Origin of the sequence: Bradyrhizobium sp. 215_C5_N1_1, assembly GCF_052075935.1 — a bacterium.
Classification (GTDB): domain Bacteria; phylum Pseudomonadota; class Alphaproteobacteria; order Rhizobiales; family Xanthobacteraceae; genus Bradyrhizobium; species Bradyrhizobium barranii.
Genome location: NZ_CP197228.1, coordinates 297,935 through 319,062, shown reverse-complemented (window position 1 = coordinate 319,062; position 21,128 = coordinate 297,935). Strand labels below are relative to the sequence as shown.

17 protein-coding genes and 1 riboswitch are annotated in these 21,128 nt (G+C 65.1%); of the genes, 11 read left to right on the top strand and 6 right to left on the bottom strand.

Annotated features, from left to right (window positions below; genetic code table 11):
* Positions 1-402: 402 nt before the first annotated feature.
* Positions 403-2,349: an acetate--CoA ligase gene (acs, locus tag AB7G19_RS01450; RefSeq protein ID WP_085403028.1), complete on the top strand. Its 1,947-nt coding sequence runs from the start codon at positions 403-405 to the stop codon at positions 2,347-2,349.
* A 409-nt stretch (positions 2,350-2,758) separates the two neighbouring features.
* Positions 2,759-3,274 (top strand): L,D-transpeptidase, encoded by a 516-nt coding sequence (locus tag AB7G19_RS01445; protein WP_085403030.1) that lies wholly within the window; start codon positions 2,759-2,761, stop codon positions 3,272-3,274.
* A 55-nt stretch (positions 3,275-3,329) separates the two neighbouring features.
* On the opposite strand, the gene AB7G19_RS01440 is transcribed toward AB7G19_RS01445, so the two are convergent.
* Both AB7G19_RS01440 and AB7G19_RS01435 read right to left on the bottom strand, forming a co-directional pair.
* Positions 3,330-3,917 (bottom strand): thermonuclease family protein, encoded by a 588-nt coding sequence (locus tag AB7G19_RS01440; RefSeq protein WP_441267673.1) that lies wholly within the window; start codon positions 3,915-3,917, stop codon positions 3,330-3,332.
* A gap of 56 nt (positions 3,918-3,973) precedes the next feature.
* The gene (locus tag AB7G19_RS01435; RefSeq protein ID WP_028151091.1) at positions 3,974-4,171 is read right to left on the bottom strand and encodes a DUF1674 domain-containing protein; all 198 of its coding nucleotides are present in this window, start codon (positions 4,169-4,171) and stop codon (positions 3,974-3,976) included.
* A 187-nt stretch (positions 4,172-4,358) separates the two neighbouring features.
* Here AB7G19_RS01435 and AB7G19_RS01430 point away from each other — a divergent pair, with 187 nt between their 5' ends.
* From AB7G19_RS01430 to purH, 3 genes are all read left to right on the top strand, one after another.
* The gene (locus tag AB7G19_RS01430; protein WP_085403034.1) at positions 4,359-5,705 is read left to right on the top strand and encodes an RsmB/NOP family class I SAM-dependent RNA methyltransferase; all 1,347 of its coding nucleotides are present in this window, start codon (positions 4,359-4,361) and stop codon (positions 5,703-5,705) included.
* 155 nt (positions 5,706-5,860) lie between these two features.
* Positions 5,861-7,579 (top strand): heparinase II/III family protein, encoded by a 1,719-nt coding sequence (locus AB7G19_RS01425; RefSeq protein ID WP_085403036.1) that lies wholly within the window; start codon positions 5,861-5,863, stop codon positions 7,577-7,579.
* Between the two features lie 59 nt (positions 7,580-7,638).
* A riboswitch (ZMP/ZTP riboswitch) is annotated at positions 7,639-7,720 on the top strand.
* Between the two features lie 25 nt (positions 7,721-7,745).
* Positions 7,746-9,338 carry a bifunctional phosphoribosylaminoimidazolecarboxamide formyltransferase/IMP cyclohydrolase gene (gene purH, locus AB7G19_RS01420; RefSeq protein WP_085403038.1) on the top strand — a complete coding sequence of 531 codons (1,593 nt, stop codon included), beginning with the start codon at positions 7,746-7,748 and terminating at the stop codon, positions 9,336-9,338.
* 51 nt (positions 9,339-9,389) lie between these two features.
* On the opposite strand, the gene AB7G19_RS01415 is transcribed toward purH, so the two are convergent.
* Entirely contained in the window at positions 9,390-10,775 is a 1,386-nt protein-coding gene (locus tag AB7G19_RS01415; RefSeq protein WP_085403040.1) for an MFS transporter, read from the bottom strand.
* Positions 10,776-10,875: 100 nt separating this feature from the next.
* On the opposite strand from AB7G19_RS01415, the gene ggt reads away from it, so the two are divergent.
* Positions 10,876-12,627, top strand: a complete 1,752-nt coding sequence (gene ggt / locus AB7G19_RS01410) for a gamma-glutamyltransferase (RefSeq protein ID WP_085403042.1) — start codon at positions 10,876-10,878, stop codon at positions 12,625-12,627.
* 97 nt (positions 12,628-12,724) lie between these two features.
* Positions 12,725-14,020, top strand: coding sequence for an MFS transporter (locus AB7G19_RS01405; RefSeq protein WP_085403044.1), 1,296 nt, complete (start codon positions 12,725-12,727; stop codon positions 14,018-14,020).
* A 33-nt stretch (positions 14,021-14,053) separates the two neighbouring features.
* On the opposite strand, the gene AB7G19_RS01400 is transcribed toward AB7G19_RS01405, so the two are convergent.
* Positions 14,054-14,719 (bottom strand): glutathione S-transferase family protein, encoded by a 666-nt coding sequence (locus AB7G19_RS01400; protein WP_028151097.1) that lies wholly within the window; start codon positions 14,717-14,719, stop codon positions 14,054-14,056.
* Between the two features lie 165 nt (positions 14,720-14,884).
* On the opposite strand from AB7G19_RS01400, the gene AB7G19_RS01395 reads away from it, so the two are divergent.
* From AB7G19_RS01395 to panE, 4 genes are all read left to right on the top strand, one after another.
* Positions 14,885-15,466 (top strand): DUF2239 family protein, encoded by a 582-nt coding sequence (locus tag AB7G19_RS01395; RefSeq protein WP_085403046.1) that lies wholly within the window; start codon positions 14,885-14,887, stop codon positions 15,464-15,466.
* Positions 15,467-15,555: 89 nt separating this feature from the next.
* Positions 15,556-16,905, top strand: a complete 1,350-nt coding sequence (locus AB7G19_RS01390; protein WP_201266217.1) for an MATE family efflux transporter — start codon at positions 15,556-15,558, stop codon at positions 16,903-16,905.
* A gap of 107 nt (positions 16,906-17,012) precedes the next feature.
* Positions 17,013-17,621, top strand: a complete 609-nt coding sequence (locus AB7G19_RS01385; RefSeq protein ID WP_085403050.1) for a 2-hydroxychromene-2-carboxylate isomerase — start codon at positions 17,013-17,015, stop codon at positions 17,619-17,621.
* Positions 17,622-17,734: 113 nt separating this feature from the next.
* Complete coding sequence (panE, locus tag AB7G19_RS01380) at positions 17,735-18,658, top strand: 2-dehydropantoate 2-reductase (protein ID WP_085403052.1); 924 nt, start codon at positions 17,735-17,737, stop codon at positions 18,656-18,658.
* A gap of 209 nt (positions 18,659-18,867) precedes the next feature.
* On the opposite strand, the gene AB7G19_RS01375 is transcribed toward panE, so the two are convergent.
* Together AB7G19_RS01375 and AB7G19_RS01370 are read right to left on the bottom strand one after the other, a co-directional pair.
* Positions 18,868-19,461: a c-type cytochrome gene (locus AB7G19_RS01375; protein ID WP_085403054.1), complete on the bottom strand. Its 594-nt coding sequence runs from the start codon at positions 19,459-19,461 to the stop codon at positions 18,868-18,870.
* A gap of 202 nt (positions 19,462-19,663) precedes the next feature.
* Positions 19,664-20,944, bottom strand: a complete 1,281-nt coding sequence (locus tag AB7G19_RS01370; protein ID WP_085403055.1) for a PQQ-dependent sugar dehydrogenase — start codon at positions 20,942-20,944, stop codon at positions 19,664-19,666.
* Positions 20,945-21,128 lie beyond the last annotated feature (184 nt).

Sequence of the window (21,128 nt, the reverse complement as noted above, 5' to 3'; positions counted from 1 at the left end):
GCCTTAGCCCTGTCTGTTATCGGTCAATGCCGCTGTTCTGATTTTTGTTCCAAGGGTCTCTTGGACGGTCTCGTTGGACCCGGGTTGGCCATTTAGGGTGTTCCGAACCGCATTGCGAGTCCCGAATCAGTGACAGACGGTTTCTAAATACCTCCTGCGGCGCATGGGCGCCCTGCACGGGCCTCTTCCGGCGATCTGGTAAAGACCTGGAAAGCCGCGCCGGCCTGTTTCAGATCTGCGACAGTCGCGCCAGGCGGCGTTGATCTTCCGCATGGCCGCCTGCTCGTCGAAGGTCCAGCTTGTGCTCCTTGTCGGGTCCGGTTAGGCGGACGCATAATCGGTTCAACGATGACGTCGGCTCGCCAGTCGCCTGGGCTCGGCTTGCCGTATCTGGAGGGAAGCATGTCCGAGAAGACCTACGACGTCCCCGCGGAATGGGCCAAGCGCGCCTGGATCGACCAAGCCAAGTACAAGGACATGTATGCCCGCTCGATCGCGGACCCGAACGCCTTCTGGGCCGAGCAGGCCAAGCGTATCGACTGGATGCACGCGCCGACGAAGATCGAGAACGTCTCCTTCGCGCCCGGCAACATCTCGATCAAATGGTTCGAGGACGGAATCCTCAACGTCGCCCATAATTGCATCGACCGGCATCTGCACAAGCGCGCCAACCAGACCGCGATCATCTGGGAGGGCGACGATCCCTCGCAATCCAGGCACATCACCTACAAGGAGCTGCACGACGAGGTCTGCCGGATGGCCAACATCCTGCGCACCCGCAACGTCAAGAAGGGCGACCGCGTCACCATCTACCTGCCGATGATTCCCGAAGCGGCCTACGCGATGCTGGCCTGCGCGCGGATCGGCGCGATCCACTCCGTGGTGTTCGCGGGCTTCTCGCCCGACAGCCTCGCCCAGCGCATCAACGACTGCCAATCCAAGGTGATCATCACGGCGGACGAGGGCCTGCGCGGCGGCAAGAAGGTGCCGCTGAAAGCCAATGTCGATGCAGCGCTCGTCAAGGCCGACGGCGTCGACTGGGTCGTCGTTGTCAAGCGCACCGGCGGCACGGTCGAGATGAATCCGTCGCGCGATCTCTGGTATCACGACGCCGCCAAGATGGTGACGACGGAATGCCGGGCCGAGCACATGCACGCCGAGGATCCGCTGTTCATCCTCTACACGTCGGGCTCGACCGGCCAGCCCAAGGGCGTGTTGCACACCTCGGGCGGCTATCTCGTGTTCGCCGCGATGACGCATCAATACGTCTTCGACTATCACGACGGCGACATCTACTGGTGCACCGCCGACGTCGGCTGGGTCACCGGACATAGCTACATCCTCTATGGGCCGCTGGCGAACGGTGCGACCACGCTGATGTTCGAAGGCGTGCCGAATTATCCGGACAATTCCCGTTTCTGGAACGTGATCGACAAGCACAAGGTCAACATCTTCTACACCGCGCCGACCGCGATCCGCGCACTGATGCAGAGCGGCGACGAGCCCGTGAAGAAGACGTCGCGTGCAAGCCTCCGGCTGCTTGGCTCGGTCGGCGAGCCGATCAATCCCGAAGCCTGGGAGTGGTATCACCGCGTCGTCGGCGACGACCGCTGCCCGATCGTCGACACCTGGTGGCAGACCGAGACCGGCGGCATCCTGATCACGCCGCTGCCGGGCGCGACCAAGCTGAAGCCGGGCTCGGCGGCGCAGCCGTTCTTCGGCGTCGTGCCTGAGATCGTCGATGCCGACGGCAAGGTGCTGGACGGCGAGACATCAGGCAATCTGTGCCTGACGCGGTCATGGCCGGGCCAGATGCGCACGGTCTATGGCGATCACGCCCGCTTCGAGCAGACCTATTTCTCGACCTACAAGGGCAAGTATTTCACCGGCGACGGCTGCCGGCGCGATGCCGACGGCTATTACTGGATCACCGGCCGCGTCGACGACGTCATCAACGTCTCCGGCCACCGCATGGGCACCGCGGAAGTCGAAAGCGCGCTGGTCGCGCACGAGAAGGTGTCTGAGGCCGCCGTGGTCGGTTACCCGCACGACATCAAGGGCCAGGGCATCTACGCCTATGTCACCCTGATGGCCGGCGTCGAGCCGACCGACGAATTGCGCAAGGAGCTCGTCACATGGGTGCGCAAGGAGATCGGCCCGATCGCCGCGCCCGACCAGATCCAGTTCTCGCCCGGTCTGCCCAAGACCCGCTCCGGCAAGATCATGCGCCGCATCCTGCGCAAGATCGCCGAGGACGAGCCGGGCAGCCTCGGCGATACCTCGACGCTCGCCGATCCGGCCGTCGTCGACGATCTCGTCAAGAACCGGCAGAACAAGAAGTCGGCATAAGGCACGTTCTCGTGCCCCGGACGCAGCGCAGCGCGCACTTCGCGGTGCGCTGCTGAGACAGGGCCCATCCAACGGCGGAGAGTGTGGCCTCCTGGGTCCCGGCTCTGCGCAGCAGCGCCAAGGCGCTGCAGCGCGTCCGGGACACAGAGCCCCCGAAATAACAGCCGTTCACACCCTCACGCACTTGTCAGGGCGCGATCAGCCGCGCCCGCGTCTTTCCAGCCAAGTGTTGTTTTCTTGTCATTTACTTTATTTCGAACATTTTCTTTGTTCCGCGTGCTGGCGGGCCCTTGCCGGCCGCGCGTGGAAACCATCCGGTTAACAGGCGCGGTTAAGAATATCCGGGCAAGCGGGCAATTGCCGGTGCTGCGTAGTTTTGGACGATCCGTTCGGGGCAGAGGAAAAATTGATGTCGGTAAAGATTGCTGTGGCGCTCGCCGCCACCATCGGGGCTGGGGTCTTGATGTCGACGGCCGCAGAGGCGCGGCCGGAAATGGTTGGGACGCACGTCGCCAACTATTCACCCGGTACCATCGTGGTCAAAACCAACGAGCGGCGGCTCTATCTCATCCTCGATGACGGCCACGCCGTGCGCTACCCGGTCGGCGTCGGCAAGTCCGGCAAGCAGTGGGCCGGCACCACCCGCATCGACGGCAAGTATCGCAATCCGGCCTGGTCGCCGCCCGCCGAAGTGAAGCGCGACAAGCCGCAGCTTCCCGACGTGATCCCGGGCGGCTCACCGCATAACCCGATGGGCGTCGCCGCGATGACGCTGGCCGGCGGCGAGTATGCCATCCACGGCACCAATGTGCCGGGCTCGGTCGGCGGCTTCGTCTCCTACGGCTGCATCCGCATGCTCAACGACGACATCACCGATCTCTACAGCCGCGTCTCCGTCGGCACGACGGTGGTCGTGGGGCGCTGATCGTCGGGATCGGGGCAAGACGGCAAGAGCCGCGTCTTTCGACGCGGCTTTTTTGTTACCAGAAGCGCCAGCCGCGCGCGCACCAGCCGTCGCGATGGCCGCCATTGTAGCTCCGCGCGTAACCGCCCGCGAGCAACGCGGCAGATACGTCCGCAGTTCGCCTTGTCGCGACATTGGCGAGAACACGGCCGTATTTGTCGGGGCCGAGATTGGCGATCGTCACGCCGCCCTGGCCGAGCAGATCGCGCAGGGCGCCGGTCGCCGCTTGAGCCTTGTCCAATTCATCCTGGCAGGATGCTTTCATCTCCGGCGCATCGATACCGCGCAGGCGAACGCGCGCAACGAGAACGCGTCCGTCGCGCTGGCGCACGCGAGCGAGAAAGGTATCGCCGTCGATCGTGCGAATGACGTCGACCGGCTGACGGATGTCTCGATTGGCCTGCTGCAAAATGATCTGGGCATCTCGCGATTGACCGTCGATCGCATGCGGGAAGGGCCAGTTCATCCCGTGCCGGAACGTAAGCACGACGGCCACCACGATTGCGACCACGAACATCCACGGCAACAGCCCCGAGAAGTGACGGCTGAACGGCGAACCACTGTATGAGGGCCGGTATGGATGGCTGGGATCGAAACGCGGCATCCGCGCACGCTAGGGCTGAGTCGGGCGATCCGGCAAGATAGCCTCAAAAGCCAGCCTCAAAAGTCCGAGGCGATACCTTTGCGCTCCCAATCGCCGTAGCGGGTGGGCTCAGGTCCCTTCGGTCCCTGCAATTCCTTCGGCGCCGCCGCGGCGTGGGCAGCAGCAGCCTGCCGGCGCGCTTCCGCCTCGGCCAGCGCGCGCTGGGCGGCCGGCGGGAGCGGCTTGCGATCGGGAACGGGGGGCTGGTCACTCATCTCGGCGGTTCCTAGCGCAGGATCACGGGGTGTGCGACGTCCAATAACGCATTGCTGAGATGGTCATGGCGGGCTGTAAACGCGAGAGGCCATTCTTACATTTGGCATATTCGCATGCCAGAGATACGTCTCTCGAGGCATGCGCCCATTGCGGCGGAACTGCCGCTCGCCAAGAACCTTAAGCCGCATGCCATCTCAACGTTTCGCTCCTCCGTCCGAAGTGCCTGGTCTCGCGGCGCGGCGGATCGCCGCTGACATCGTCGACGGCGTGCTGCACAAGCACCGCACGCTTGACGATCAGCTCGACGGCAGCGGTGCCCACCCCGGATTGAAGACGCTCGCCGACCGCGACCGCGCGCTGATGCGCCGCCTGGTCGCGACCGTACTGCGTCGGCTCGGCACGCTCGGCCATGTGCTGTCCCGCTTGCTCGACAAGGGCATTCCCTCCGAAGCGCCGCGCGCGCAGAGCGCACTCCTGATCGGCGCCGCCCAGATTCTCTGGATGGACGTGCCCGATCACGCCGCGGTCGATCTCTCCGTCCGCCTCGTTCAATCCGACCGGCGTGCCGCGCGTTATGCCGGCCTCGTCAATGCCGTGCTGCGCCGCTGCGCGCGCGAGGGCAAGGCGCTGGTGGATGAAGTTGCCACGCAATCGCTGGACTTGCCGCCCTGGCTGCTCGCGCGCTGGAGCGCGCATTACGGCGAGGCGACCGCAAGAGACATGGCGCTGGCGCTCGGCCACGAGCCCTCGCTCGACCTCACCGTGAAATCGGACGCCGCGCAATGGGCGAACCGGCTGCACGGTGAAGTACTGCCGACCGGATCGGTGCGCACGGTGCTGCACGGCGCCGTGACCATGCTGCCCGGCTTCACCGAGGGGCAATGGTGGGTGCAGGATGCCGCCGCCGCGTTGCCGGCTCGGCTATTTGGCGACATCAAAGGCAAGGCCGTAGCCGATCTCTGCGCCGCCCCGGGCGGCAAGACCGCGCAACTGGCACAGGCCGGCGCGCATGTCACGGCGATCGACCGCTCACCCGCCAGGGTGGCGCGTCTGCGCGAGAATCTGACGCGACTGTCGCTCCAGGCCGAGACTGTCGTCGCCGACGCCGTGGAATGGGCCGGCCCTGCCGAAGGTTTTGACGGCATCCTGATCGATGCGCCCTGCACATCGACCGGAACGATCCGGCGCCATCCCGACGTTGCCTGGCTCCGGCAGGAATCCGACGTCGCCGCCCTGACCGCGCTCCAGCAGCGGCTGCTGAAGAAATCCGTCTCGCTGCTCAAGCCGGGCGGGACGCTGGTCTACTGCACCTGTTCGCTGGAACCCGAAGAGGGCGAGCAGGCGATCGCGGCGCTACTTGCCACGGAGGGCGGCCTGCGCCGCGTGCCGATCGAAGCTTCCGAGGTCTCGGGGCTCAGCGAGATCATCACCACGGAAGGCGACCTGCGCACGCTGCCCAGCCACCTGCCGAACGCCGATCCCAAGCTCGGCGGGCTCGACGGTTTCTACGCAGCCCGGCTCGTTAAATCCTGATTTTGCACCGGTTTTTGCGCCAGCGCTGATTCGCGACGCTTCAAGATGGTGTCAGACGTCCAATTTTGGGATTAAGAAGGATTCGTCGTTAATCCTCTCCCCCTTCAAGGCAAGGCGTGTCGGTCGCTCAACGCAGACGTATCTCGACGCTGGTGATGAACCGCTTCGCGCGGAACATGCTCGCGCGCGCGAGCGGCGGTTCCGTTGCGCTATCGCGGGTCTGGCCCGGCCGTACCGACCGGCTGATCATCGCGCCGCATGACCTGCGCACCGCGGACGCGACCCGCGCCGCAGAGATCTATGCCGGCCGCTTCGTCTTCGCCGGCAAGATCGTCAATTGCCACGGCCGCTCGATCTTCGACCTCGAACCGCCGTCGGAAGACTGGGAGGTCGCGCTGCTCGGCTTCGGCTGGCTGCGCCATCTGCGCGCCGCCGACACCGCGCTGACGCGCGCCAATGCGCGCGCGCTGGTCGAGGATTGGATCGCCAACCCCGCCAACAAGCGCCGCGCCGTCGCGCGGCGTGCCGACGTGCTGGCGCGGCGTGTGATCTCGCTGCTGTCGCAGGCACCGCTGGTGCTCAACGACACCGACAACAAATTCTATCGCCGTTATCTGCGGGCGCTGGCGCGGGAGATCCGCTTCCTGCGCTACACCATGGTCAACATTCCCGACGGGGTGCCGAAGCTCCAGGTGCTGATCGCGCTGTGCTACGCGGCGCTGTGCCTTGCCAACCAGGCGCGGCAGATCCGCAGTGCCTCGAAAAAGCTCTCGGACGAGTTGCAGCGGCAGATCCTGCCCGATGGCGGCCACATCTCCCGCAATCCGGGCGCGCTGATCGAGCTCCTGATCGACCTGTTGCCGCTGCGGCAGACCTTTGCCGCGCGCAACATTGCGCCGCCGCCGGCGCTGCTCAACGCGATCGACCGCATGATGCCGATGCTGCGCTTCTTCCGGCACGGCGACGGCAATTTCGCACTCTTCAACGGCATGAGCGCGACGCCCTCGGACCTGCTCGCCACGCTGCTCGCCTATGACGACACCCACGGCGCGCCGATGGCGAACATGCCACATACCGGCTTCCAGCGCCTCGACGCCGGCCAGACCACGCTGATCATCGACACCGGCCCGCCGCCGCCGGCCGGCGTCAGCCACGACGCCCATGCCGGCTGCCTGTCGTTCGAATTGTCTTCCGGCATCAGCCGCATCGTCACCAATTGCGGCATGCCGACCACGGGCCGCGACAATTGGCGGCCGTTCGCACGCGGCACCGCGGCGCATTCGACGCTGACCTATCATGAGACGTCCTCATGCCAATTCGTCGAGATGTCGGCGATGAAGCGCCTCCTGCACGGCTCGCCCGTCACCAGCGGCCCGGTCGAGGTCGAGAGCTATCGCGAGATCGTGCAGAACGGCACGCTGCTCACGACCTCGCACGACGGCTATCTCGCGAAATTCGGCGCGATCCATCGCCGCGTGCTGATGGTCGCCAATGACGGCGCACGCATCGACGGCGAGGACACGCTGTCGCCGCCTCAGGGCGGACGCTTCAAGGGTGCCGACGCCGACTTCGCGCTACGCTTCCATCTGCATCCGGCGGTGAAGGCGAGCCGGCTGTCGGATGCCCGTGGCGTCATGCTGGTGCTGCCGAACCGCGACGTCTGGACCTTCGAGGCGCTGGACGACAAGGTCGACCTCGAGGACAGCGTGTTCCTGGCCGGCAATGACGGCCCGCGCCGCACCGCGCAGATCGTGATCCGGCAGGATGCGCGGCAGGCGCCGTCGATCCGCTGGAGCTTCGTCCGCTCCACTGCATCGCCTGCGGTCACCAATGCCCGCCGCAACGCCCGGCGCGAGCCGGAACTTCCGCTGTAAACGCGCACGATTCGGCCCCATCTCATCGTTGTGAAAACGGCCGAAAGCTGCTATCGAGCCCTCGCTCGCGCGACTGGCGACCTTGGATGGAGCACCATCGGGAAGCGCGAGATATAGAAGCCGCGCGCCTGGGCATAGACACTCCTTAAGACAGAGGATCTTGCTCATGACTGACCATCCCCGCCGCGTCACCCGTGCTCTTCTCTCCGTCTCCGACAAGACCGGCCTGATCGAGTTCGCAAAGGCGCTTGCCGCGCACGATGTCGAGCTGGTCTCGACCGGCGGCACCGCCAAGGCGATCGCCGCGGCCGGCCTCAAGGTGAAGGACGTTTCCGACCTCACCGGCTTCCCCGAGATGATGGACGGCCGCGTCAAGACGCTGCATCCGAAGGTGCATGGCGGCCTGCTCGCGATCCGCGACAACAAGGAACATGCGGAGGCGATGAAGGCGCACGGCATCGCGCCGATCGATCTCCTGGTCGTCAACCTGTATCCGTTCGAAGCGACCGTCGACAAAGGCGCGGGCTTCGAGGATTGCATCGAGAACATCGACATCGGCGGCCCCGCAATGATCCGCGCCGCGGCGAAGAACCATGACGACGTCGCCGTCGTGGTCGAGGCCGAGGACTACAAGGCCGTGCTCGACGAGCTCGCCGCCAACAACGGATCGACGACGTTGAAACTGCGCCGGCGGCTTGCCGCAAAGGCCTATGCGCGCACCGGAGCTTATGACGCCGCGATCTCGAACTGGTTCAACCGCCAGCTCGAAATCGACGCGCCCGACTTCCGCGCCTTCGGCGGCAGACTGATCCAGTCGCTGCGCTATGGCGAGAACCCGCACCAGACCGCGGCGTTCTATGCGACGCCCGACAAGCGGCCGGGCGTCTCGACCGCGCGGCAGCTCCAGGGCAAGGAGCTCTCCTACAACAACATCAACGACACCGATGCGGCCTATGAGTGCATCGGCGAGTTCGACGCCAAGCGCACCGCGGCCTGCGTCATCGTCAAGCACGCCAATCCATGCGGCGTCGCCGAAGGCTCCGATCTCGTCAGCGCCTATCGCAAGGCGCTGGCCTGCGATTCCACCTCGGCGTTCGGCGGCATCATCGCAATGAACCGCGCGCTCGACGCCGACACCGCGCGCGAGATCACGAAGATCTTCACCGAGGTGATCATCGCGCCCGATGCCAGCGAGGAGGCGATCGCCATCATCGGCGCGCGCAAGAACCTCCGCCTGCTGCTCGCCGGCAGCCTGCCCGATCCGCGCGCGCCTGGCCTCACCGCCAAGACGGTGGCTGGCGGCCTCCTCGTGCAAAGCCGCGACAACGCGGTGGTCGACGACATGACCTTCAAGATCGTGACCAAACGTGCGCCTGATGACGCCGAGATGCGCGATCTGAAATTCGCGTTCCGCGTGGCAAAGCACGTCAAGTCTAACACCATCATCTACGCCAAGGATCTCGCCACCGTCGGCATCGGCGCGGGCCAGATGAGCCGGGTGGATTCAGCGCGGATCGCGGCGCGCAAGGCGCAGGACGCGGCGAATGAGCTCAAGCTCGCAGAGCCGCTCACCAAGGGCTCGGTGGTGGCGTCGGATGCGTTCTTCCCGTTCGCCGACGGCATGCTCGCCTGCATCGAGGCCGGCGCCACCGCCGTGGTGCAGCCCGGCGGCTCCATGCGCGACGACGAGGTGATCAAGGCCGCCGACGAGCATGGCATCGCCATGGTGTTCACGGGCACGCGGCACTTTAGGCACTAACTCACCGCGAGCGTAGCCCGGATGGAGCGCAGCGAAATCCGGGCTACGCCACTAATCCCGTACCCGCATCAACAACCCCAGCCCCGCGACGAAGAACACCACCAGCACGGCCATGCCGGCCTTCTGGCTCGCCGTCACCGCGGTGATCATGCCGATCAGCAGCGGGCCGATGAAGGACGTTACCTTCCCCGTCAGCGCGAACAGGCCGAAATACTGCGCGATGCGATCCTTCGGCGCGAGACGGATCAGCAGAGTGCGCGAGGCGGCCTGAAGCGGGCCGCCGGCAGCGCCGATGAGACAACCCAACACGAGATAAGCGCGCTCGGCCGCGCTCGAGAACAGGGGCGCGCCCGGAAGAGGCGGCGCAACCTTGACGAACAGGACGCTGTCCTTGTCGACCAGAAGAATCGCCGCCACCGCCAGCAACAGAACAAGCAGGCTGCCGGCGATGACGCGCTTCGGCCCGAGACCGTCGTCGAGCTTGCCGCCAAGCCATGCGCCAAGGGCGCCGGCAATCGCGAGCATGATGCCGAAGGTGCCGATCTGGATCGTGTGCCAGCCGAAGGTGCCGGCGGCATAGATGCCGCCGAACGCGAACAGCGACACCAGGCCGTCGGTGTAGATCATATTGGCGAGCAGGAATGCCGCGAGCGATTTCCGCTGCGGGAGACCCTTGATCGATTGCTTGAGATCCGACAATCCCTCGCGCAGCGCCTCGCGCACCGGATGCTTCGCCGGATAATCCGGCGTGAACAGGAATAACGGTGTCACGAAGATGATGAACCACAGCCCGGTCAGCGGTCCCACGATGCGATCGCCCTGATGGCTGACCGGATCGAGCCCGAACAGCGGCTTGAAGCCGAGCAACGTGCGGCCGGTCTCGGGATTGGCGGCGAGAAAGCCGAGCACGATGACGAGGCTGACGATGCCGCCGATGTAACCCGTGGCCCAGCCGGTGCCGGAGAGCCGGCCGATCCGCTCAGGCGGCACCAGGGTCGGCATCATCGCGTTGTTGAAGACGGTGGCGAATTCCGCGCCGACGCTGGCGAGCGCGACCGCGGTGAGTAGCGGCGCAATGATGGTGGGATCGCCGGGCTTGCCGATCCACAGCGTGCTGGCCGCCAGCACCAGCAGTGTGCCGAATCCCGCGATCCACGGCTTCCTGCGGCCCGAGGCATCGGCGATGGCGCCGAGCACCGGCGACATCAGCGCGATCGCGAGGCCCGCGGCTGCCATCGCAAAGCCCCACAACGACTGGCCGGTGGCGGCATCTGGCGCAATGCTGGTGGCGAAATAGGGTGCGAAAACAAAGGTCGTGATCAGCGTGAAATAAGGCTGCGCGGCCCAATCGAAGAAGATCCAGCTGATAACGGCGGCGCGCGGCGGATAGGTCCGCTGCGCGCCGGCCAAGCGCGCATCCGAGGCGATCGTCGTCATATTCCAGTCCCCATCACGAACAGTTTTGCCTCTGTTGGGGCAAAGCGTATAGCATTGAAGCGACGCGTGGGAACTGGCCTGAGGCCGCGACGGAAGCTTGATGATGTCGTCATATCCGACACGGCGGACATTTTTCGCCTTCATTGCCACTCTGGCGTTTGGTTTTTCGTCTGCCACCGCACAGGATGCGCGGCGAGCCTATGTCCCACCCGCGCTCGACACGGTGCACGCCGTTCCGTCCGAGCACGGCATGGTGGTGGCGCAGGAAAAGATATCGGCGCAAGTCGGCGCCGACATCCTGCGCCGCGGCGGCAACGCGGTCGATGCCGCGGTCGCCACCGGCTTTGCGATGGCCGTGACGTATCCGCGCGCCGGCAATATCGGCGGCGGCGGATTCATGGTGATCCATTCGGCCGAGCGCAACGAAGACATCACGATCGACTATCGCGAGACCGCGCCGGCTGCGACCACCCCGCAGATCTTCCTCGGCGCTGACGGCAAGCCCGATGCGGCGAAGTCGCGGGATTCCGCGCTCGGCGTCGGCGTGCCCGGCACCGTCGCAGGTCTTGTGCTGGCCTTGGAAAAATACGGCTCGGGCCGGTTCACGCTGGCACAGCTGCTCGAGCCCGCGATTGGGCTCGCCCGCGACGGTTTTGTCGTCACCGACGACCTTGCCGACACGCTGCCGGGTTGGCACCGGCGGCTGGCGCGCTGGCCGTCGTCGGCCAAGATCTTCTCGCGCCCCGACGGCACACCGCTCGGCGAAGGCGACAGGCTGGTGCAGAGTGATCTCGCCGAAACGCTGTCGGCCGTCGCCGCACAGGGGCCGCGCGGTTTCTATGAGGGGCCGGTCGCGGACAAGCTCGCCAAGGCCGTGACTGACGCCGGCGGCATCATGACGCCGGCCGATCTGAAATCCTATCAGGCGGTGATCCGTGCCCCGGTGCACGGCACCTATCGCGGCTACGACATTGTCTCGATGCCGCTGCCGTCCTCCGGCGGCGTGGTGCTGGTGGAGACGCTCAACATCCTCGAGGGCTTTCAGCTGGCCGATCTGAAACAGGGGTCGCCGGCCTCGCTGCATCTGCTGATCGAAGCCATGAAGCGCGCCTATGCGGATCGTGCGCGCTATCTCGGCGATCCCGCCTTCGTCAATGCGCCGATCGACACGCTCACTGCCAAGGACTACGCCGCCAAGCTGCGCGCCGGCATCTCCACGGAGCGCGCCACGCCGTCGAAGCAGCTCGTCTCCGCCCCTCCCGCGCCGCGCGAGGGCACCAACACCACGCACTTTTCCGTCGTCGACGCCGGCGGCAATGCCGTCAGCAACACCACCACGCTCAATTTCAGCTATGGCGTCGGCCTCGTTGCCGACGGAACCGGCGTGCTGCTCAACAACGAGCTCGACGATTTCACCGCCGCGGTCGGCGCTTCCAACGCCTACGGCCTCGTCGGCTTCGAGCCCAATCTGCCCGGACCCGGCAAGCGGCCGTTGTCCTCCATGTCCCCGACCATCGTGCTCAAGGACGGCAAGCCGGTGCTGGTGACGGGCTCGCCCGGCGGAAGCCGCATCATCTCGACCGTGCTCCAGGTCATCGTCAACGTGCTCGACTACAAGATGGATGTTGCCGCCGCCGTCGCTGCGCCACGGCTGCACCATCAATGGCTGCCGGACGAGGTGCGCGTCGAGAGCGGCTTTCCCGGCAATGTGCTGTTCGAGCTGAAGGCGATGGATCACCTCATCGTCGAGCCGATGGGACAGACCTCGGCCAATTCGATTCTGGTGACGCCGAACGGTCCACTCGGCGCGCCCGATCCGCGTACCCGCGGCGCGGAGGCCGCGGGACAGTAGTCTCGCCGTTGCATGGCACGGCAGCGCGCGCCTGCTTGCGCGGGCTGCCGTGCGTGCTACCACCGCGCAGCTTCAAGGGACCGCCGGGGAAACGCACATGAGCACAGCCGATCCGACCCAGCGCATTGAGCGCGCGGAGATCGAAGACACCAGCCTTCTCGCCTTCTATCGCGACATGAACGCGCCGGAGCGACGGACGTTCTGGGCCTGCGCGGCGGGCTGGGCGCTCGACGGCATGGACTTCATGATCTATCCGCTGGTGATCGGCACCATCATCGCGCTGTGGAAGGTCGATGCGGCCTCGGCCGGACTCGCCGGCACCGTGACGCTGCTGGCCTCCGCGATCGGCGGCTGGCTCGGCGGCTATCTCTCCGATCATATCGGACGTGTCAGGACGCTCCAGATCACCATCATCTGGTTCTCGTTCTTCTCGCTGGTCTGCGCGGTCGTGCAGAATTTCGACCAGCTCCTGATCGCACGCGCCGTGCTCGGCCTCGGCTTCGGCGGCGAGTGGGCGGCCGGCGCCGTGCTGATGGGCGAGGCGATCCGGCCGCAATATCGTGGACGCGCAGTCGGCTCGGTGCAGTCAGGCTGGGCGGTCGGCTGGGGTCTCGCGGTGCTGTCGCAGGCAATCCTGTTCTCGGCTTTGCCGCCGGAGACGGCGTGGCGCTGGATGTTCGTGATCGGCGCACTGCCGGCGCTGCTGGTGTTCTACATCCGCCGCTCCGTCACCGAGCCGGAGATCGCGGTGGAAGCGCGCGCCAAGCAGGCAGCGAGCGGCGATCGTCCTGCGCTCTGGGAAATCTTCTCCGGCCCGATCCTGAAGACCACGATCCTGGCCTCGCTGATGGCGACCGGCTGCCAGGGCGGCTACTACGCCGTCACCTTCTGGGTGCCGCAGTTCCTGACCAAGGAGCGGCACCTGTCGATCGTCGGTTCGACCGGTTATCTCTCGACGCTGATCATCGGCTCTTTCATCGGCTATCTCGTCGGGGCCTGGCTCGCGGATCGCATCGGCAGGCGCAATCTGTTCCTGATCTTCTCGATCGGCGCCATGGCCGTGGTGCTGCTCTACACGCAGCTGCCGCTGACCAACGAGATCCTGTGGGTGCTCGGCTTCCCGCTGGGCTTCTTCGCCTCGGGCTATTTCTCAGGGATCGGCGCGTTCCTGACCGAGCTCTATCCGACGCGGCTGCGCGGCTCCGGCCAGGGCTTCTGCTACAATTTCGGCCGCGGCATCGGCGCGCTGTTTCCATTCCTGGTCGGCGCGCTCTCGGCGACGACGTCGCTCGCCAACGCGATCGCGATGTTCGCGGTGGTGGCTTACGTGCTGTTCTTCATTGCCGCCTTCGCGCTGCCGGAGACGCGCGGGCGCGTGCTGCACGCGGACTAATCCGGCGTTATCACCCCGGGGCGGTGAGGAAACTTACCGTCCCACCTGATACGGCCCGCCCTTTTCCAGCGCTCTGGCGTAGGCCGGCCGCGCGTGGATGCGCTCCAGGAATGCCATCGCCTTGGGATGGCCGAGCTCGAGCCCGCCGCGCGCTTGCGCGGCTTCGAGCGGGAAGCTCATCTGGATATCGGCGGCGGTGAATTCGCTGCCGGCGAACCACTCGCTCTTGCCGAGCTCGCCTTCCCAATAATCCATGTGCTGCTTGAGCTGCGGATTGACCAGCGCGGTGAGCGCCTGGTTCGAGACCTTGCGCACCAGCGGGCGAAGCAGCGCGGGTGCGCGCTTCGGCATCAGCGTGAACAGCAGCTTGAGCAGCAGCGGCTGCATCGCCGAGCCCTCCGCATAGTGCAGCCAATAGGTGAAGCGCAGCCGCTCCGGCGTGTTCGGCGGCGGAATCAGCCGGCCGTTGCCGTAGGTGGCGATGAGGTATTCGATGATCGCGCCTGACTCGGCGATGGTGTTGCCGTTGTCGGTGATGACGGGCGACTTGCCGAGCGGATGGATGGCGCGCAGCTCCTTCGGCGCGCGCATGTCCGGCTGGCGCTGATAGCGCACGATCTCGTAGGGCACGCCCAACTCCTCGAGCAGCCACAGCACCCGCTGCGAGCGGGAATTGTTGAGGTGGTGAACGGTCAGCATCGTTGAGGTCCCCAGGCTAGGCGTGGTCGGTCGGCCGCGCCGTTCGTGCCAGCCCGGGAACACAATGTCGAGCCATCCAGACGGATAATTTCACCCGGGTATATTGACGCCAGCAATTTACCCGGATATTAAAAGGCCAACGTCATCAATATGGCAATGATTTCAATGCAACGGACTTTCACAGCGTTCCAGGGCCACCGCCGCCTTGCGTCCGGGCCAGCGGGAGAGGTCGCGCTGGTCGTCAAGCGGATCACGCCACCGCCGGACGAGCCCATCATCATCTTCGAGGACAGCACGGGCCGACCGATCGACTTCGATCTGCGCGGCGGGGATCGCGAGGTGCTGGCGCGGGTGGCGAAGCTTGTCCCGCCGCCGGTTGAGGAGACCGCGCCACCGAGCGAGCCGCGCGGGCGCGGCCGGCCCAAGCTCGGCGTGGTCGCGCGCGAGGTGACGCTGCTGCCGCGGCACTGGGAGTGGCTCGGAGCCCAGCCGGGCGGCGCCTCGGTCGCGCTGCGAAAGCTCGTCGACGAGGCAAGACGCGTAAGCGGCGACAAGGACCGCGAGCGGCAGGCCCGCGATGCGGCCTATCACTTCATGTCGACCATGGCGGGTAATCTGCCGCAGTTCGAGGAAGCTTCGCGCGCCCTGTTCGCCGATGACCGGCGGCGCTTCACCGGACTGATCGCCGACTGGCCGGTCGACGTCCGCGACCACATCGTCAAGCTCGCCTACAGCGACCGCGCTTAGGCGCAGCACTTTCTCTCACCCCATCGACGGCCGAGCCGCGCGTGCATCGCGCGGCAACGGCTTCGCACGCCCTGATGAAAGGCCTATCCATGTCCGCGCCAAAACCGCTCTGGACGACATTCCTCCGCTTCCTCGCACCGCTGGTGCTGAGCAACGCGCTGCAATCGCTGTTCGGGACCGTCAGCAACGTCTATCTCGGCCAGATGATCGGCGTCGACGCGCTCGCCGCGGTGTCGGCGTTCTTCCCGGTGGTGTTCTTCCTGTTCGCCTTCGTCATGGGCCTGAGCACCGGTGCCACGGTGCTGATCGGCCAGGCCTTTGGCGCGGGCGAGCACGGCAGGATCAGGATCGTCGTCGGCACGACGCTCGCGATCGGCCTGCTGCTCTCGCTTTCGGTTGCATTGGTCGGCGGCTTCTTCAGCCGGCAACTGATGACGATGCTCGCGACGCCAGCGGACATCCGCGACCAGGCGAGTGCCTATGCGCGCATCATGCTGCTCACCATGCCGCTCGGCTTCGTCTTCCTGCTGATGACGGCGATGATCCGCGGCGTCGGTGATGCCGTGACGCCGCTGCTGGCGCTGGCCTTGTCGACCACCATCGGACTGATCCTGACGCCGATGCTGATCCGCGGCGCGTTCGGGATACCTGCCGCCGGAATCACCAGTCCGGCCTGGGCGGCCGCGGTTGCCAACGCGCTGACGCTGCTCGCACTGGCCGTCTATCTGCTGCGGACGAAGCATGCACTGGCACCGGATGCCGCGTTGCTGCGTCATCTGCGGCTCAATCGTGCCGTGCTCGGAAAGATCCTCGGCATCGGACTGCCGAGCGCGGTCGGCATGGTGGTGATGGCGATCGCCGAGCTGGTGCTGCTCGGGCTCGTCAACGGCTTTGGATCGGATGCCACTGCCGCGTATGGCGCGGTCAACCAGGTGATGGGCTACACGCAGTTCACGGCAATGTCGATTTCGATCGCGGTCTCGATCCTCGGCGCACAGGCCATCGGCGGCGGCGACAGGACGCTGCTCGATGGCATCGTGCGCACCGGCCTCATGTTCAACATCGTCCTGACCGGCGGGCTGGTGGGGCTGATCTATCTGGCGCCGCGGGCCGTGCTCGGCCTCTTCATCACCGACAGTGCCGTACTCGACCTCGCCGGGGGACTGCTTCACATCGCGCTGTGGAGCTCGGTGCCGTTCGGCTTGGCCACCGTGTTTTCCGGAGCCATGCGCGCGGCCGGCGTCGCCTTGACGCCAATGCTGCTCTCGATCTTCGCCATTGTCGCGATCGAGCTGCCGGCCGCTGTGATCCTGAGCCGCACGATCGGCCTGAAAGGTGTGTGGGCCGCCTATCCGATCGTGTTCTGCGCCATGTTCGTTTTGCAGATGGGCTATTACCTCACGGTGTGGCGCAGGCGCGCGATCCAGCGTCTGATCTGACCGGATCATCAAGATATTATGACCATCATTAAACGGTGGACCCGTGGCGCGCCCTGCGCCACAATGGATGAAAAGCCAGATCAAAAGCCAAGTCAGGGAGAACGATTTTGACCCGCACAGCCCCGCAATTCCTGTTCGATTTCGGCAGCCCGAACGCCTATCTCAGTCATCTCGCGATCCCGGCGATCGAGCAGCGCATCGGCGTCAAATTCGAGTACGTGCCGATCCTGCTCGGCGGCATCTTCAAGTCGACCAACAACAAGTCGCCGGCCGAAACGCTCGCCGGCATCAAGAACAAGCGCGAATTCCAGGCGGTCGAGACCGAGCGCTTCGTCAAGCGCTTCAAGGTCCAGCCCTATGTCATGAATCCGTTCTTCCCGGTCAATACGCTGAACCTGATGCGTACCGCGATCGCGGCACAGGCGGAGGGCGTGTTCGAAAAGTATGTCGAGGCCGCCTTCCACCACATGTGGCGCGAGCCGAAGAAGATGGACGACCCGGAAGTCGCGGCGAAGGCGCTGGCGTCCTCCGGCCTCGATCCCCAAAAACTGTTCGCGCGTGCCCAGGAGCCCGAGGTCAAGGGCAAGCTGATCAAGAACACCGAGGACGCCGTTGCCCGCGGTGCGTTCGGCTCGCCCACCTTCTTCGTCGGTAACGAGATGTTCTTCGGCAAGGAGCAGCTGCGCGAGGTCGAGGAGATGGTGCTGGAGAAGTAGTCCGTTCGTTCTCCGGCGACAGAATGTGATCGCGGTAGGATTCTGGATTGCTTCGCTTCGCTCGCAATGACGACTATAGATAAACCGCCAATAGCAACAATAAGGACAATCCCATGCGTATCCTCGTGGTCGGTGCCGGCGCCATCGGCGGCTATTTTGGTGGCAGGCTGTTACAGGCCGGCCGCGACGTCACCTTCCTGGTCCGGCCGCGGCGCGCCAGCGAGCTGGCGAGCGCGGGCCTCGTCATCAAGAGCCCGAACGGCGACGTGACGCTGAAGAATCCGTCGACCGTTCAGGCCGATGCGCTCAAGGACAAATTCGACGTCGTGCTGTTGAGCTGCAAGGCGTTCGACCTCGACGACGCCATCAAGTCGTTCGCGGCCGCGGTCGGGCCTGATACCGCGATCATCCCCATGCTCAACGGCATGAAGCATCTCGACACGCTCGACGAAAAATTCGGCAAGGAGCGCGTGCTCGGCGGCCTCTGCGCCATCGCGGCAACCCTGAACGAGAAGCGCGAAGTGGTGCAGCTCCAGCCGATGCAGTCGCTCAGTTACGGCGAGCGCGACGGCAAGCTCTCGGACCGGGTCAAGGCGATCGACGAGGCCTTCAAGAGCGGTATCAATGGCGCCGCCGCCAGCCAGAACATCATGCAGGACATGTGGGAGAAGTGGGTGTTCCTGTCTTCGCTCGCCGCAAGCACCAGCCTGATGCGCACCTCCGTCGGCAACATCCTCGCGGCCCCCGGCGGCCGGGACTTTTTGCTCGGCATGCTGGACGAGACCAGCGCGATCGCCACCGCGTCGGGCTACACGCCGGGCGGCCCGTTCTTCGAGCGCGTGAAGGGCAACCTCACCACCGAGGGATCGCCGATGACGGCATCCATGTTCCGCGACATCAAGGCGGGCCTGCCGGTCGAGGCCGATCACGTCATCGGCGACCTCATCGCGCGCGCCGACGCCGCCAAGGTGCCGGTGCCGAAGCTGCGCATCGCGTATACGCATCTGAAGGCGTATGAGAGGCAGCGGGCGGGCTGACCGCACGCTCAACTGTCGTCCCGGGGCGCGCGCAACGCGAGCCCGGGACCCATAACCACAGGGAGTGGTTATGACGCGAGCTGGTCACCACGAGTCTTCGCCAAACTTGATCCTGTGGCTATGGGTCCTCAGATGCGCAATTGCGCATCGTAGCTCGCGACTTCGTCGCGCCCCGGGACGACAGCGGCGTTCGCCGCAACGACTCCGCGTTACTTGAAATACGCGAGATAGTGCGAGACGGCAGTGATTTCCTCATCGCTCATGTGATAGGCGACATCGGCCATCGCAGCGCCGCCGCCGCCGACGCGCTGGCTGCTCTTGTAGTCGTGCAGTGCCTTGACCAGGTATTCCTCGCGCTGGCCGGCGAGCCGCGCGACGGCCTTGGTGCCGGCAAAGCTATCCGTATGGCACGAGGCGCAGCGGCGGCCGACGGCAACTTGCGCGCCCTTTTTGGACAGGTCCGGATCCGCGTCTTCCGCGGCCTTCGGCGGCGTCATCTGTGCGAAATAGGCGCCGAAATTGCGGATGTCCTCGTTGGTGATCTCCTCGGCGATCGGCTGCATCTGGTCGTTCTTGCGCGAGCCGGCGCGGAAGAACACGAGCTGCCACTGGATGAATTGATCAGGCTGGCCGGCCAGCGAGGGGATGTTCTCCGTCTGCGAAATGCCGTTCTCGCCGTGACAGCCGGAGCAGACGGCGGCCTTCTCCTGGATCGCGGCATTATCGGCGGCCTGAGCTCGGACGAATGCAAGTGCCGCGAGCGATAGCGTCACAGACAGAATTCCAAACCGAACGGCTCGCATGGCTGATTTCTCCGACTGTCATTGCCGGGCTTGACCCGCCTGCTTGGCGTAGGCCCGGCAATCCATCCCGTTTGCAAAGAGGTTTCTCGTTTGATGGATGCCCGGATCAAGTCCGGGCATGACGAACGCGTTCCGCTGCAAGCCTGTCACAAACAAAAGAGGCTGCGACCGTCATCCGGTCGCAGCCTCGTGTCGTCTTACGCTACTTCTTGCTGTAGCTGATGCGATAGATCGCGCCGGCCCAGTCGTCGGCGACGAGGATCGAGCCGTCCTTGGCGAGGATGATGTCGTTGGGACGGCCGAGATAGCCCTGGTCACCCTCGATCCAACCGGAGGCGAACACCTCCTTCTTGGCGTTCTTGCCGTCGGGGCCGACGATCACGCGCGTGATATTGCCGCCCTGGTACTTGTGACGATTCCAGGAGCCATGCTCGGCGATCAGGATGTTATTCTTGTACTCGGCGGGGAATTGATCGCCGGTATAGAACTTCATACCGAGCGGAGCGACATGCGCGCCGAGGTTCAGCACGGGCGGCGTGAACTCGGAGCACTTGTGACCCATCGCGAACTTCGTATCCAGCAGGTCGCCCTGGTGGCAGTAGGGATAGCCGAAATGCTCGCCGATCTTCGAGATCATGTTCAGCTTGTCTGAGGGCAGATCGTCGCTGATCCAGTCGCGCGCGTTCTCGGTGAACCAGTATTTGCCGGTGCGCGGATCGACGTCGCCGCCGACCGAGTTGCGAACGCCGAGCGCATAGATTTCGGCGTTGCCGGTCTTGGGATCGACGCGGCGGATCTGCGAGACACTGGTCGGGGGCACGCCGACGTTGAAGGGCGGTCCGAACGGCAGGTAGAACCAGCCTTCCTTGTCGACCGCGATGTACTTCCAGCCATGCGCGGCATAGGAGGGCATGTCATCATAGACGACCTTGCCGTCACCGAGCTTGTCGAGATTGGCTTCGGCGTTGTCGTAACGGATCAGCTTGTCGACCGCGATGACGTAGAGCGCGCCATCCTTGAAGGCGAGACCGGTGGGCATGTTCAGCCCCTTCAGGATGGTCTTGACCTCTTTCTTTCCGTTGTTGTCCTTGATGGCATAGACGTTGCCGAGGCCGAACGAGCCAACGAACAGCGTGCCCTTGTCACCCCAGGCCATCTGCCGCGCGGCGAGAACGCCGGGCGCATAGACTTCGATCTTGAAGCCGGCCGGCAGCTTGATCTTCTTCATCATCGCGGCGAGCTCGGCCTCCGACGCGCCGGTCGGCGGGCCCGACGGCGGCGCGAGGCCCTTCTGCGCCTCGGTCTCGTCGCCGAGGAACCAGTCATCCGGCGGATGGGTCCAGAACTCCTTGGTGCCGGATTCGTATTTCTTCAGCTGGCGGTTCTTGTCCTGCTGTTGTGCGCTGACTGCGCTTGTCCCCGCGAGAAGGGCAACCGCCGCAAGCGCCAGGACGGATTGAAAGACGGATTGATGGAATTTCATCACGTCACTCCCCTAAGGCAGCCGTCAGGGCTGCACGTTATTTTGTTTTGCTAGTCGAGAGGCGAAGTTCGGACTCTGTCAGGACGACAGACGCAAAAAGGTTAGCACATCTGCGGACGGTGAGAAGCGCGTCGGGAGCACTGCAGTCAGACTCAATAGAAATTGAGACTGAATGCCACGAAGA

Coding starts and splice junctions, on each gene's coding strand:
- AB7G19_RS01440 (WP_441267673.1), bottom strand. CDS start 3,917: ATGCCGCGTTTCGATCCCAGCCATCCATACCGGCCCTCATACAGTGGT.
- AB7G19_RS01390 (WP_201266217.1), top strand. CDS start 15,556: ATGTCCGCGCCAAAACCGCTCTGGACGACATTCCTCCGCTTCCTCGCA.
- AB7G19_RS01405 (WP_085403044.1), top strand. CDS start 12,725: ATGAGCACAGCCGATCCGACCCAGCGCATTGAGCGCGCGGAGATCGAA.
- acs (WP_085403028.1), top strand. CDS start 403: ATGTCCGAGAAGACCTACGACGTCCCCGCGGAATGGGCCAAGCGCGCC.
- AB7G19_RS01375 (WP_085403054.1), bottom strand. CDS start 19,461: ATGCGAGCCGTTCGGTTTGGAATTCTGTCTGTGACGCTATCGCTCGCG.
- AB7G19_RS01415 (WP_085403040.1), bottom strand. CDS start 10,775: ATGACGACGATCGCCTCGGATGCGCGCTTGGCCGGCGCGCAGCGGACC.
- AB7G19_RS01435 (WP_028151091.1), bottom strand. CDS start 4,171: ATGAGTGACCAGCCCCCCGTTCCCGATCGCAAGCCGCTCCCGCCGGCC.
- AB7G19_RS01445 (WP_085403030.1), top strand. CDS start 2,759: ATGTCGGTAAAGATTGCTGTGGCGCTCGCCGCCACCATCGGGGCTGGG.
- AB7G19_RS01400 (WP_028151097.1), bottom strand. CDS start 14,719: ATGCTGACCGTTCACCACCTCAACAATTCCCGCTCGCAGCGGGTGCTG.
- AB7G19_RS01395 (WP_085403046.1), top strand. CDS start 14,885: ATGCAACGGACTTTCACAGCGTTCCAGGGCCACCGCCGCCTTGCGTCC.
- AB7G19_RS01425 (WP_085403036.1), top strand. CDS start 5,861: ATGAACCGCTTCGCGCGGAACATGCTCGCGCGCGCGAGCGGCGGTTCC.
- AB7G19_RS01430 (WP_085403034.1), top strand. CDS start 4,359: ATGCCATCTCAACGTTTCGCTCCTCCGTCCGAAGTGCCTGGTCTCGCG.
- AB7G19_RS01370 (WP_085403055.1), bottom strand. CDS start 20,944: ATGAAATTCCATCAATCCGTCTTTCAATCCGTCCTGGCGCTTGCGGCG.
- panE (WP_085403052.1), top strand. CDS start 17,735: ATGCGTATCCTCGTGGTCGGTGCCGGCGCCATCGGCGGCTATTTTGGT.
- ggt (WP_085403042.1), top strand. CDS start 10,876: ATGATGTCGTCATATCCGACACGGCGGACATTTTTCGCCTTCATTGCC.
- purH (WP_085403038.1), top strand. CDS start 7,746: ATGACTGACCATCCCCGCCGCGTCACCCGTGCTCTTCTCTCCGTCTCC.